Below are 14,471 nucleotides of genomic sequence, written 5' to 3'. Positions count from 1 at the left end.
ACAACTTATACGATAACACACATCTTAAAGTTGTAAATATAATACTCATTAGCATCTCTTAAAAGTGTATTACCTTTAAAACAATTATCATTATTAATTTGCATCTAAGAATATCATTCAGCCCACTCAATAAATACCAGTATTAGAAATAAAAATCTGATTTATTCTCATTTGTTTGTTTTTGTGGCTATGGATTGGTGACAATTGATTTTTGGAGAGGATATTCGACTTTTAATGAAGTAATAGTGCTGTTATTTTTCGTACTGATAAGTTTTACTTTTAAATTTGTTTACTTTTAATTTTAGAAAAAATTTTATTTTTATTTATACCAATGTCATATGTGCCACAATCTAAAAGACTATAATTTATTAAATAAGAAATATTGTAGATTGAGTTTTTTGATCATGAATTTATTTCTTTTTAATATTTTTTTAAGTAATTGCTGCAATTTTTCATCTGTTTAATAGAGCACAGTGAATACAAGCGAAAGAACCTGTTATTCGAGGTGGTCGATGGTGTTTCTTGACATTGTAGCATTATAATAATTTTAAAAAATTATATTTACGAAAATATCGCAGTTTGGGTTATACTTCAAAAAGGTTACATAACTAGATTCTTTAATATTGGATATGAATAAGAAATTTCTCATATCCAATACATGAAGTTAGCTGAAATTATTCTTTGGCAATGGGTTTTTGAATAATGGTTGTTTTCTGGTTACCTTGAATATCAGTGATCTCTTTTTTTACCTTATTAACTGCTTCTTTGTTCATGAGTGCGCTATATTTAATTTTAAAGTGCACAGTTTTTCCAGGCTTAACTTGTCGAATACGTCCTTGTTCACGCTCAATACTAGCAGCATAAGCGTAATTTGTACCAGGCTCTATGCCTGTAACATAGCCTTGTTTCTCAGTATCAGTATTTTTCCATAAAGTTAAGTATGGAAGCTCTTTAACGTTAAATTCTATGGCAGCACCTTTACTACCATCTTTGTTATGTAGCGCAGCTATGGTAGAGCCGTCTGTCTTAGAGAAAGGAACAATATTGAAGACCATTTCATCAAAATCTTTTGTCGGGCCCAGATAAGCCGACCAATCGGTAAGCCCTTTTTGCGCATAATCATTGAAAGGACTGATTTCTTTGATAGGGGCTACAAACTGTGCATCTTTTTCTAGTAACGGTTTGCTAAAGTTACTGTGATACATGATTTGATAGTCGCGAGGATAATCGGCGTGATTGGTTAGACTGTCATGAATGGTAAAGTGATGCGTACCAGGAGTATAACTTAGTTCTGCTAAGGTTTGTAAGTCGGCTTTCTTAAAGGTGCTTTCTTTGATTAAACCTCGGATTTTAATTTCATAAGGTGCAGTTTCATTGATTTCAATTTCAACTTCAGAGGCAGGGGTGTTACCTATTTTACCATGAAGAGTACGCATCTCTCCATTTTCAAGGCCAGGATGCCCAGCCCATTCAAAGCCACAACGAACCATCATTTCATTAAAGCCTTCTAGCCATCCAGCGCCGCTGCGGCTTTCAAGGTTAATAAAGGCAGGATTAACTATTTCTTTAACAGGGGAATCCCAACCAAAACGCATATCTTGGCCTATGACGTTGATAATACTCATTCCTCTGGTAGGACTGAGGGTAATGGTTAAGCCATTAGGGCTGGTAAGCGTAATTATTTTTGAGCCTTCTTGCTTTCCACCATGTAGAATTTTTTGTTCAATTATAAAATAAGTATCAAAAATTCCTAGTTGTGTGCTGTCAATTTTCCAGTTGCCAACCTCAATATTATGTTCTGCACTGGTTAAAGTGAAAATTTTTGTGTTGGTTTTGCTAGAGTATAAAGCGGGGGAAACACTGGCAGCTAAAGATTTATTCATCATATACTCCTTAAATATAATGTTATAGCATTTAATGAATCAGTTTTTCTAAGTTCTTTTTGAAATTATCAATATCAATAATACCGTCATGACAATAAAACTCGTCTTTTTCACCGATAATATGTGACAAAAGAAAAGGAGGATTATAATCAATATCGGTAACTCTTAATGTATCCCAAAATGGTTTAATATAATAGTTAAAAGCTTGAACAAGAGCACATTGATCAATGCACCAATTTAAAGGATTTTTAGGGTCATAAGCATAATTTACATATTGTTTTAAAAGTTGCAGAATAGAACGTGTTTTTTCAAGGTCTCCTAGATATAATATGCCAGCCCCTAGGCACCAAGGTTCCCCAGCGACTTGATTGCCTTGTTGATCAAAAGCAAAAATTCGCAAAGCAAAATCATATTGTTCTCTGAGGTTTTTAACTTTTTGATAAAAATCTTCATAGGCAAAAGCATCGATATCAACGATAAAGGTTTGTGTTGGATAAAGGTTAAATAGTTCTGGGGCAAATAAATAACGAACACTGGCGAAATATGCGCCATCTTGATAAGGGCTTAATCCATAACCAAAGGTTAAATAAAAATGTGGAATATGTTGATGAATATAGTTGGCAGTTTCACGTAAAAAGCGTATTTGTTCTGGTGATGGATTATCTAGACATATACTTATTACTGTTTTTTCTTGATGTTTATTGTGAATATGAGCTTTGAGCAATGAAAGTAAAAATTTAGGAAAATATCTAAAATATTTAAAATCGCATCCTAGAATAATAGAAATCTCAGGTTTTTCATCTTTTAAATCTGCATATGACCATTGCCACATTTTTAATTGAAAAGGGTCATGATCTTTTTGAAGGTTGGTAAGGTTATGTATCTCTTCATCTGACAGCCATGTATAAACCCCACAATCTCCAGTTGTAAAAATAAGATTTTGTTCAATTGAAAGCTCTTTAGCTTTTTGGAAATGGAAATCAGTTTTAGGTCTATTATTTAATATCCAACTTAACTTTCCCATACATAAATGATACCATGGGTTGAAACCATTTAATTGATATTCTGCATCTAATAATGTTGTTAATTGTCCTTGGTCTTTCCATTCTAGGGTATTACAAAGCATTACAAAAAAAATGCTGTAATAATATTGTATAATTTTATCTTTATTTTTAATATCATAGGGAAGAATAAGAATATTAAAATCTCGAGAGGAAAGAGGTAAGTTAAATTCTTTTAAAAGACTATCAATAAAAAATATACAATCACTTATTTTATTATTGTCATTTAAACGATTTAAAATATGTGTGATTTGTGTTTCCGAAGCTTTTACGCTGTGCAGCATATTTTTAAGAGCTAGCAAAGTTTGTGGTATATCATTTTGTTTGAAATATAAAATAGCTTTAAAATAATAATTTTGGTGTTGGTTAGGATATAATGTTAGTGCATAATCTAACAGTTGGTGTGCTAGGTTATAGTCTTCATAAAAAGCGCAGTATTTTGCAAGATTTTCAATTGTTTTTAGTGCCTTTGATTCTTGTTTAAAATCTTCTATAATAGGTATAATATCTTGTAGTGATGGATCAATTAAAGATGGAAGAACTTGATCTTTTTTGATTGAAACAAGTGTTATAATATTCGTGGTTAAGTTGGTAATATCAATCACAGATGAACACTCTTTATAATAAATATGTAATATCATTCACAGTTTAGGATAATATATCATAATTTTTGTAAAAAATATTTATTAGTATAGTTGAGATGCAGTTAACCCGTTTTAAATCTATGGGAAATAATTGTGAATTTGCTTTTATTTAAGGCAAAAGAGATTGAGATAGATAGCTTATTTCGTTAGACTTTGATTCTTTATATTTATATGAAAATTGGCAACCTGCTTATCGGCATATGTTTAAAGATAAACATTATAATATAGTTTTATTTTCATAAAGAAATGTTTAGTGAGTAGATAAATGGTCAATGTCAATGCAAGTGGTGTTATGAGTAAAAAACTACAAAATTCATCTTAAAGAAAAAATAGTATTTCTCAGCAATATGATCAGTTTCATTATTCTGGGATGAAATTACTGAAAAAAGACTTCACCTAGTTGATGAAAACCAAGAATTTATATAAATTCAAACTTTACCGTTTTATATTGTGAAACTGTAAAGTTTAAAATTACTGTCCTGGTATTTATCTTAAATACAGGATTTATTGTTACATTTGGAATAATTATAATGGATATTATATCGGATCGTCTAAAACAAATACAGCCAAGTCAAACATTGGTTATTTCTGCAAAAGCGCGTGAGATGAAGGCAAAAGGTCGCGATATTATAAGCCTTTCTGCGGGTGAACCTGATTTTGGTACACCTGATAATATTGGCCAAGCAGGGATCAGAGCTATTCAAACTGGCCAAACAAAATATACAGATGTTGGTGGAACAGCACAAGTTCGCCAAGCAATTGCTAGTCGTTTAAATACTGATTATGGCTTGGATTATACTGCAGATGAAATAGCAGTTTCCTCTGGCGGCAAGCAGGTGATTTTTAATGCTATGATGGCCAGTATTAATCCCGGAGATGAAGTGATCATTCCAACGCCTTGTTGGGTATCTTATCCAGATATTGTGACATTGGCTGGTGGTAACCCAGTAATGGTGGCTTGCAATGAAAAAACAACAGGATTTAAATTACAGCCTCAACAGTTACGCGAAGCAATTACTGAAAAAACAAAATGGTTAATCATTAACTCACCCTGCAATCCAACTGGCGTGACATATTCTAATGAAGAGTTGCGGGCGTTATGTGATATTTTATTAGAATTCCCAAATGTGTGGATTCTGACAGATGATATTTATTGCAAGCTGACTTATGATGGTTTTGTGGCGTCTACGATTGTGCAGGTTGAGCCTAAACTCAAAGACCGTACAGTGACAATGAATGGTGTTTCAAAAGCTTATTCTATGACAGGATGGCGTATTGGTTATGCAGCTGCACCAGTAGAATTTATTAAAGCGATGATGAAGCTTCAGGGGCAATCTACAACGAATGCGTGTTCAATCAGTCAAGCTGCAACAATTGAAGCTATGTCTGGATCACAAGAATCTGTGCAAGATATGGTTAGTACTTATCAAAAACGCCGTGATATCGTTTTAGAATTATTAAATAGTACCCCAGGGCTCAGTTGTATTAAACCAGAAGGTGCTTTTTACTTATTTCCATCTATTCATGACTGTATTGGTAAAACATCGAAAAGTGGTGTCAAAATTGCTGACAGTGAATCTTTCGTAACAGCTCTGTTGGAAGAAGAGGGTGTCGCAGCAGTGCATGGTGCAGCTTTTATGATGGAAGGATATTTTCGGATTTCCTATGCGACAAGTACGGAATTGTTAAAAGAAGCTTGTACGCGTATCAAACAATTCTGTATGAATCTTCAATAGGAAAAAACAGGTCTATCAATGACTATGAACCCCTTAAAAACCGAGCCTAGCCTTTCTTTAAAAATGGAGGGCTTTGAGACCCCAGCAACGATTGCGATGTCTATGCGTGCCAGAGAGCTGGCCGCACAGGGCAATGATGTTATTTCTCTTGCATTAGGGCAGCCTGATTTTTTTACCCCCAGAGTGGCTTGTGATGCAGCTTATGAAGCTGCATTAGATGGTAAGACAAAATACCCACCTATTGATGGGATTTTATCGTTGAAGCAAGCTGTACAAAAAAAATTCAAACAAGAGAATGGTTTGGAATATGCGCTTGACGAAATCATGGTGGCTAATGGTGCTAAGCAGATTTTGTTTAATGCGTTCATGGCGACTTTGAATGAGGGGGATGAAGTCGTGGTTCCCGCGCCTTATTGGACTAGCTATCCAATTATGGCCCGTTTTTTGGGGGGTAAACCTGTTGATGTGATTTGCGCAGAAGAAAATAATTTTTCTTTGAAAGCTGTTGATTTACGTAAGGTGTTAACCAATAAAACAAAGTGGTTAATTATTAATTCGCCTAGCAATCCAACGGGTGCTGTATGGTCAAGGCAAGATTTATTGGAAATTGCTGAAGTTTTACGTGATTTTCCTCAAGTCTGGATTTTTGCTGATGAGATATATGAACATTTAGTTTTTGATGGTCAAGAGCATTACTCATTGGCTGTGTTGGCACCAGATTTAAAAGATCGAATTTTAACGGCGAACGGGGCGTCCAAAACCTATGCGATGCCAGGTTGGCGCGTGGGGTATGTGGGTGGTCCTAAACGCCTGATCAAAGCGATGTTAAAAATTCAAAGTAACTCTACATCTGGCGCGTCCAGTATCAGCCAAGCAGCAGCTACAGCAGCTTTGCACCATTGTGATAATGATGTGGCAGAGATGAAAGAAGCTTATGATCGTCGTCGTAAAATGATGAAAGAAGCGTTTTCAAAGATGTCAGGGGTGACGTGTGCTGTTCCACAAGGTGCTTTTTATGTTTATCCTGGGATTGAAGGATGTATAGGCAAAACCAGTGCAGGTGGGCGTAAAATTGAAAATGACCAAGATTTTGCCGAGGCTTTGTTAGAAGAACAGCATGTCGCTGTTGTTCCTGGTCATGCTTTTGGATTAAGTCCTTATTTACGGATCTCTTATGCTGCCGATGATAAAGTATTAGAAAAGGCATGCAAGCGTATTGCACAATTTGTTGAGCGATTACAATAAATAATTTATTAGAAGGTTAATATATTAGCTTGATTAACCTTCTAATATTGATGATTATATTATTTTAAATGATTTAAATACTGACTGATAGACTACTTATACATTGCTGGGCAATCTGGAATAGAAATTGGTTCTATGGCAAGAGTATCTTGTGCTTTTACACAAGCAACAGCAGCAATAGCAGCGACATATCCGTTCCAAGTGCTCGGGCCGTTGAGTTGTCCAGCTAGACATCCATTGATAAATTCTTGGATTTCTATATCGTAAGCTTCAATAAAACGATCTTTCCAGTCGGTTAAAATGGAAGTCGTTAATTTTTCACCCAAACGTAAAGAAACTGCAGCAGGGTCTGGTAAACTTGCGGTACCTTTTTCTCCCACAACAGAGCATTGAATATCATATCCGTATTGACAGTTAACGAAAACTTCTACATCGATACGAATACCCGATTTAGTTTCTAGTAACACAATTTGAGGATCACGTAATTTTTCATGTGTATAGTTTGTTTGACGAGGGAAAATAACTTGTGCGGAAATATAGTCATCATTTAATAGCCATCTTAACACATCAAGTTCATGAATTAGTGTTTCAAAAATAGACATATGAGTTACATAACTTTCACCGACTTTTTGATTGCGATGTACCGCATGAACCATTAAAGGAGAACCTATGATACCGTCAGATATTATTTTTTTTAATTCACGATATCCCTTATCATAAGGACGCATAAAACCAACTTGGACCAAACGACGACCTTGATCCTGTTCAGCTTGAATAATATTTTGGCAATCTTCGATTGTAGTTGCTAATGGTTTTTCACAAAAAACATATTTACCAGCTTTAATTGCAGATAACACATATTCCGCATGTGTTTGTCCCGAAGAAGCTATAATAACAGCATCTACATTTTCTGCATTGATAAGATCATGCCCAGATTCATAGACCCTGGCATTTGGATTATATGGAGTGACTGCTTTTTTTGCATTTTCTGTGTTAACATCACTGACAGCTACTATCTCTGCACCAGATAATGTATGAGTACATCTGCGAATATGATCTGAGCCAATAGCACCAGTTCCAATCACGCCAATTCTTAATTTTATTTCTTGTGGATTTTTAGTAGTCATCTTTAATTTCCCTATAAAATCAATCATACAATATACTTAATTTATTCTTGCAGAATATCGATTTATAGATCTCCCTCTAGAAACTGAGCTCTTCCTAATCCAAAAGACCAATCTTCATCGCTATTTACAACAATACTAATCATAACATCAGAAGATTTAATTGCACAATTTTCTTTTAATAGCTGACAAACAAGACTATAAAATTTCTTCTTTTGTTCAGCGGTTCTTGGTCTGGAAGCAATTTGCAGCAAAACAAATTTATCAGTTCTTGGAATATCTAATCCTGTATCTTCAGAAATAAGAAAACCAGGTTTATGTTGTGTTAAAATCTGATATTTATCACGTTCTGGAACTTCAAAAGCTTCAACCACTGCACGATGGATGGTTTCTTTTAAAATAGTTAATTCTTGCTGAGTTCTGCCTTCAATGACATCAATACGAATAAGTGGCATTTTTTAACCTTTGATTTAAAATTATAACAATGAATTAACTATAAAATACATTCTCTATATAAAATAGAATTTTTTTTTCAATTTTAATGAATTAATTGTGATCTTAAAATTATTTTATATTTTGAATAATTTAAAATAAAATTAAAAGCTATAAAAATAACCTGTTTAGATTATAATTTATTGATAAATATCAAAAATTTTATATAGAATCAGTATATTTCTATTTTTATATATTAATGCTGAACAAGCATTATTCTACAGAAAAAATTAAAACTCACAAAATTTTCATTATCGAATTATTACAATAAATCGTAAATTTAAAAATATTTTTCTAATTTAAAAAGGAAAGTATTTTTATATCCATATAATTAAAGAAAGAAATACATATGTTAAAAATTGCTGTTCTTGGTACAGGCCGTATCGGCCGTATGCATGTTGATAATATTGTTGCTCATCCCAAGGCAAAACTTGCTGGCGTTTTCGATGTGAATAATGCAGTGGCACAAGAGGTTGCGGGAAAACATCATGCTAAACAGTTCTCCTCAGTAGAAGATGTTTTGAATGCTTCTGAAGTTGATGCCGTTTTGATTGCAACGTCTACAGCGACACATGCTGATTTAATTGAACAAGCTGTTGCTGCCAAAAAAGCTATTTTTTGTGAGAAACCAATTGATTTATCATTGGACAGAGTAAAGTCTTGTGAGCAAAAAATTAAAGGCACGAATATCCCTATTATGCTTGGCTTTGTCAGAAGATTTGATAAAGGACACCGAGCTGTTAGAACATCTATTGAAGCAGGTGCAATTGGAGACTTACACCAAGTCATTATTACTTCACGTGATCCAGACATGGCACCTGATGCATATATCGAAGTATCAGGAGGTATATTTCGTGACATGACCATTCATGATTTCGATATGGCACGTTTCATTTTGGGTGAAAATATTACAGAAGTCTCTGCAACAGGTTCACGCCTTGTCAATAACGCATTAATGGAACGCTGTAATGATTATGATACGGTCACTATTGTTCTAAAAACAGCCTCTGGAAAACAATGTATCATTAACAATTCTCGTCGTGCTGTATATGGATACGATCAACGTGTAGAAGCTTTTGGATCAAAAGGTATGGCTATTTCAGAAAATCACCCTATGAATAATATGCGCTTATATGCAGAAAACTTTACAGATCAAAAACCAGCTTTAATGAATTTTTTTATTGATCGTTATGGTGAAGCATTTAACAATGAAATTAGCTCTTTTGTGGATGCTGTTGAACAAGGAAAAAATCCAGAAGTAGGATTTGAAGATGGCAAACAAGCATTAATGTTAGCAGAAGCAGCTAGCCGTTCTATTCTTGAAAAACGTATTATTCGTTTAGATGAAATTTAAGATATAATAAAAGGTAAGTTATATAACTTACCTTTTTATTTTAGTTCATTTGAACTAACTATTTAATGCACGAATAGATTCTGTCGATTTTTTTAGTTGTTGTTCTAGTATTTCTTTGAACCCTTCACCTTTATTTGTATTAAACGGATCTGGGCCAGGGGCTGCAATTTCAAGAATAATGGGGCCATAATATTGGATATTATTTAGAGCCATAATTTGTGCTTTAAAATCCGTATGGCCTTCGCCAATTGCTCCACGATTTGAATCTGCGGCATGATATAAACCGATATATGTCCCAGCCTCCTGTAAAGCACCAGCTGGATTAGCCTCTTCTATATTCATATGATAAGCATCTGCTAGTAATCTTAAATTTTGAGCTTTTACTTTTTCTAAGAAATGGACTCCCTCTTTTAAAGTCTGAACTTGGTGACTTTCATAACGATTTAACACTTCAAAAACAATTTCGATATTTGCTTGTTGTGCCATATTACAAATTTGTTTTGTACTCTCTATTAAAAATTGATTTTCTTCTTCTTGTGTACTAATTGGCCTTATACGCTGTACCAACCCATGACAGGAAACCATTGGAGGATTAGGTTGTTGATCTATTTTTAATACCCAATCAATTAACTTTTTATAATAATCAACAGCTTTTTGGCGAATTGCAGAATCTGGATTTGAAATATCCGCATCTTCAGGTGTAATAGAAAAAATCTCTAATCCTTTATCTGCGAAAACTTTACCTGCTTGTACAGGATTAATTGAATGTATATCTCCATGTAATTCCACTCCATTTAATCCAATTTTTTTCACACGTTGAGCTGTTTGTTCAATGGGTTCATTCTCAAAAATCCACGTGCAACATCCAATATGACGCATAGCAATCTCCTATTGATAATTTTCTTTTTATCAAATTGATTTCGAACCAATAATTTACGGATATGTTAACTTCTTAAGATTTGAAAATTAATCTTAAGAAGTTAATTCAAATAAAATTTATAACACTTTGACAGTAGATGGATTGCATACTTGTTTTTTATTTTTACGATCTAACCAAATTTGTTGGATTTCTTCTAGACTGCGTCCTTTTGTTTCTGGAACAAAGAATATAACAAAGAAGGTGCCTAGAACGCCCATTATCCCATAAATAATAAATGGAAAACCATGATTAAAAACTTGATTCAAAGAAGCATTCCCATCCATCATTTTGAAAGACCATGCAACTATTAAATTAATAGTCCATTCAAAAAACACTGCTAAACTCATTGCGCGCCCTTTGATCGCTGTTGGGAATAGTTCCGCAAGCAAAACCCAAGTAATTGGCCCCCATGAAATAGAAAAACTGGCACAGTAGAACAAAATCATAAAGACGGAAATTATACTACTTAATTTAAAGATAAAGGTTGCTGCTAATCCTAACATTGCAATTGCTTGCAAAATGCTACCAATAATCAGCAATGGTTTTCTGCCAACTCTATCAACTAATTTCATCGCAATTAAACAGAAAATAACAGTAACAATCCCAATGAAAATTGTTTGAAATAATGCGCCTCTTTCTCCAAAACCCATATTTTTAAACATTTCTGGGGCATAATACATAACAGCATTAATTCCCACCAATTGTTGAAGGGCAGCAACCATAATCCCCACAAGAACTGCGGCAGTACCAAATTGAAATAAAGATCCCAATTCAGTATTTTTATTCAAGCTTTCCTTGATTTCAGCGGCTGTTTTATGTGCTTCATTAGGATGAAAAATATTATGCAATACACTTAAAGCATCTTCATCACGGCTTTTTAACATTAACCAACGAGGCGTTTCAACAGCAGGAACTAATAATATTAAAAAGATAAAGGCTGGGATAATTTCAGAAGCAAGCATAATTCTCCAACCTGTTGTCATCAACCAATCATGATCACCAAGGCTAGCAATAAACCAATTCACAAAATAAACGCCTGCTTGACCACTCACAATCGCAATTTGATAATAAATAATTAAACTACCTCGAATAGTCGCTGGTGCAATTTCGGAAATATACATTGGTGCCAATGTTGATGCAATTCCAACCCCGATACCACAAATAATACGATAGAATATAAAAGAACATACAATAGCTACAGGATCATGCAGAGGATATATAACTCCATATTCAGGCCATGCAGATCCTAATGCTGAAATCACAAATAAAATAGCTGATATAAATAACCCTCTTTTGCGACCAACAAAATCAGCAACGAATCCACTAATAATACTACCAATCATGCACCCGACGAGTGCACTTGCAATAACGAATCCAGAAATAAAATCTTCCCAATTATTTGAAAGATTTAATGGTTTTACTAATTGGTGATCAATAGATGCCACAGCACCAGAAATTACAGAGGTATCATATCCAAATAATAACCCCCCTAATGCTGCAACCATAGTTGTTTTTGTAATAAAATTTCTTTTTGTTGAATCAGACATAGATCTTTACTCTTTCATCTAGAAATATTCTTCAAAATCTTAAAAGAATATTCTTAACCCTGATAAAAAGGTCATTTATTGACCTTAACCAAAAAGCAATTTGCAACCTTATTGAAGCTTATCTTTACCTAAAATAATTTCAAACTATGAAGAAAACCGCACCTACATTAACGTGATTATAGAAAAATTTTTCTACAAATCGCAATATATTGTAAGTATTATATAAAATTTGAATTTTCTTAATAAACTTATTGTGTATTCATCATCAAGTTTATAACTTTTTGAAAAAAATATTCTAAATGTTTAAACAAATTCCCAGTTTTATAACATTTTTTCTCGGCAATGAGCCTTTAATAACATTTTCTTGAACATAAAAGTGCACCTATTTTAAATTCGGATTACCATCACAAGGCTGTGAAAACTGGGTGTTCACATCTTTTTTAGTATCTTAATGTATCTACATATCGTAATTTTAAAATTAATTTTCTATATTTTATCAAATTTAGAATTTTTTTGTTATTATCGTTGGAGTATAATGATGACCAATGGCGAACTGGATATTATTACTATAGGAAGATCTTCGATTGATCTTTATTCTCAACAAATTGGCTGTCGTTTAGAAGATACTTCATCTTTTAATAAAGCAGTTGGCGGATGCCCAGCAAATATTGCCATTGGAACAGCACGTCTGGGGCTTAAATCTGGTGTCATTACACGTGTAGGGAATGATCATTTTGGACATTTTATTATCGAACAAATGCAGCGTGAAGGCGTCGATACAAAAGGTATTTATCAAGATCCTGAACGACTAACAGCCTTGGCAATTCTGGGTATCAGGGATTCGGAACAATTTCCATTGTTGTTTTACAGAACAGATTGTGCGGATGCAGCATTATCAGAAGATGACATTCATGACGATTTTATAAAAAGAGCCAAAGCGATTGTTGTGACGGGAACGCACTTTTCCAAAGAAAACAGTGCAAAAGCACAACGTAAAGCCATGAAATTAATCCATGCTCATGGGGGGAAAGTGGTCATTGATATTGATTACCGACCTAATCTATGGGGTGTTGCCTCTATCGGTGATGGTGAAGCACGTTATGTACGTTCAAAAGAAGTAACAGAAAAATTATTATCCATTATCCCTGAATGCGATCTGATTGTTGGAACAGAAGAAGAATTGCATATTGCCAGTGGTCATGAAAAGACCATCGAAGCTATTCAGCATATTCGCAAGATTGCTCCACAAGCAACTATTGTATGTAAACGTGGTCCCATAGGATGCGTTGTTTTTGATAAAGTTATTCCACAATCTTTGGATCAGGGGATCAAAGGCAAAGGTTTCAAAGTTACCGTTTGTAACACGCTTGGGGCTGGCGATGCGTTTATGTCAGGTTTCTTAAGAGGATGGTTAAAAAACGAGCCGATTGATGTTTGCTGCACTTATGCAAATGCTTGTGGTGCTTTTGCTGTTTCGCGTTTGCTTTGTTCTCCTGAATATCCAACCTTTGTTGAGCTAACACATTTCTTAAAACAAAACAGTCATAACCATTCAATTCAATACGACCAAACCTTGACTCATTTGCATCAAGCAACTACCCGCCCTGTTCAGTCTACTCCTATTATGGCATTGGCATGCGATCACCGTTTACAATTAGAAGAAATGGTTGATGAATATGGTGTATCCCGCGATAAAATCAGCGAATTTAAAATCTTAACCATTAAAGCCGCCGCATTGGTTGCCAAAGGCAGACCTGGATTTGGAACGTTTATGGATGGTCGCTATGGTCAAGAAGCATTATTTCTAGCGTCTCATGAAAATCTATGGATTTCTCGTCCTATTGAATATCCTGGTTCTCGTCCATTGGATTTTGATGGGAAAGGCAGCCTAGGCGCACAATTATTATCATGGCCAGCACAACATACCGTTAAATGTCTGTGTTTTTATCATCCAGATGATCCTATTGAGTTAAAAAATAAACAATTAAGAGAACTTGAACGAGCTTACGATGCTTGTCAGCGTTTGCAACGGGAATTGTTAATTGAAATTATTGCAGGCAAAAATGGCCCCTTAGACAGCCAAACCATTGCAACAGCATTACAACAACTCTATGACGCAGGTCTTAAACCAGCATGGTGGAAATTAGAACCTCAACAAGATCAAGCGGCATGGAAAGCCATTAATAACGTTATTAAACAAAATGACCCTTTATGTCGTGGTGTTGTGGTTCTTGGGCTGGATGCACCTCTTGAAACCATTACACAAGCTTTCCAAGCAGCCGCGCAAATATCTTATGTCAAAGGATTTGCAGTCGGTCGTACAATTTTTGGAGAGCCTGCACGTCAATGGTTTACAAAACAAATTAGTGATGATGAAGCTATTCAAAAAATGGCGGATACTTTCCAACAGCTCGTTGATGCTTGGCAAAAAGCAGCACAATAATATTCCCCAGACAGGTTAAGGAG

General features: G+C 34.5%; 10 protein-coding genes. 4 read left to right on the top strand and 6 right to left on the bottom strand.

Annotated elements, in window-relative coordinates; all coding sequences use genetic code 11:
* Positions 1-674: 674 nt before the first annotated feature.
* Together QMN76_RS10225 and QMN76_RS10220 are read right to left on the bottom strand one after the other, a co-directional pair.
* Positions 675-1,883: an aldose 1-epimerase family protein gene (locus tag QMN76_RS10225; RefSeq protein WP_282024662.1), complete on the bottom strand. Its 1,209-nt coding sequence runs from the start codon at positions 1,881-1,883 to the stop codon at positions 675-677.
* Positions 1,884-1,914: 31 nt separating this feature from the next.
* Complete coding sequence (locus QMN76_RS10220; protein WP_282024660.1) at positions 1,915-3,549, bottom strand: tetratricopeptide repeat protein; 1,635 nt, start codon at positions 3,547-3,549, stop codon at positions 1,915-1,917.
* Positions 3,550-4,118: 569 nt separating this feature from the next.
* Between QMN76_RS10220 and QMN76_RS10215 the strand changes: the two genes are divergently transcribed.
* Complete coding sequence (locus QMN76_RS10215) at positions 4,119-5,324, top strand: pyridoxal phosphate-dependent aminotransferase (protein WP_282024659.1); 1,206 nt, start codon at positions 4,119-4,121, stop codon at positions 5,322-5,324.
* Positions 5,325-5,348: 24 nt separating this feature from the next.
* Positions 5,349-6,569, top strand: coding sequence for a pyridoxal phosphate-dependent aminotransferase (locus QMN76_RS10210; protein WP_408869471.1), 1,221 nt, complete (start codon positions 5,349-5,351; stop codon positions 6,567-6,569).
* Positions 6,570-6,661: 92 nt separating this feature from the next.
* Here the strand turns inward: QMN76_RS10210 and QMN76_RS10205 are convergent, their stop codons facing one another.
* Both QMN76_RS10205 and QMN76_RS10200 read right to left on the bottom strand, forming a co-directional pair.
* Positions 6,662-7,672, bottom strand: coding sequence for a Gfo/Idh/MocA family protein (locus tag QMN76_RS10205; RefSeq protein ID WP_282024666.1), 1,011 nt, complete (start codon positions 7,670-7,672; stop codon positions 6,662-6,664).
* Positions 7,673-7,758: 86 nt separating this feature from the next.
* Positions 7,759-8,148: a tautomerase family protein gene (locus QMN76_RS10200; protein ID WP_282024656.1), complete on the bottom strand. Its 390-nt coding sequence runs from the start codon at positions 8,146-8,148 to the stop codon at positions 7,759-7,761.
* A 386-nt stretch (positions 8,149-8,534) separates the two neighbouring features.
* Between QMN76_RS10200 and iolG the strand changes: the two genes are divergently transcribed.
* Positions 8,535-9,539: an inositol 2-dehydrogenase gene (gene iolG / locus QMN76_RS10195; protein ID WP_282024655.1), complete on the top strand. Its 1,005-nt coding sequence runs from the start codon at positions 8,535-8,537 to the stop codon at positions 9,537-9,539.
* 54 nt (positions 9,540-9,593) lie between these two features.
* Here iolG and QMN76_RS10190 read toward each other — a convergent pair whose 3' ends face one another.
* Both QMN76_RS10190 and QMN76_RS10185 read right to left on the bottom strand, forming a co-directional pair.
* On the bottom strand, positions 9,594-10,418 hold the full coding sequence (locus QMN76_RS10190) for a sugar phosphate isomerase/epimerase family protein (RefSeq protein ID WP_282024654.1): 825 nt from the start codon (positions 10,416-10,418) through the stop codon (positions 9,594-9,596).
* A gap of 117 nt (positions 10,419-10,535) precedes the next feature.
* Positions 10,536-12,005 (bottom strand): sugar porter family MFS transporter, encoded by a 1,470-nt coding sequence (locus QMN76_RS10185; protein ID WP_282024653.1) that lies wholly within the window; start codon positions 12,003-12,005, stop codon positions 10,536-10,538.
* 535 nt (positions 12,006-12,540) lie between these two features.
* Between QMN76_RS10185 and QMN76_RS10180 the strand changes: the two genes are divergently transcribed.
* Positions 12,541-14,448, top strand: coding sequence for a bifunctional 5-dehydro-2-deoxygluconokinase/5-dehydro-2-deoxyphosphogluconate aldolase (locus QMN76_RS10180; protein WP_328517264.1), 1,908 nt, complete (start codon positions 12,541-12,543; stop codon positions 14,446-14,448).
* Positions 14,449-14,471: the final 23 nt, after the last annotated feature.

The sequence above is a fragment of the Commensalibacter papalotli (ex Botero et al. 2024) genome (assembly GCF_947179115.1).
GTDB lineage: Bacteria > Pseudomonadota > Alphaproteobacteria > Acetobacterales > Acetobacteraceae > Commensalibacter > Commensalibacter papalotli.
The sequence above is the reverse complement of the archived record's forward strand: the minus strand, read 5'-3'. Positions and strand labels throughout refer to the sequence as shown.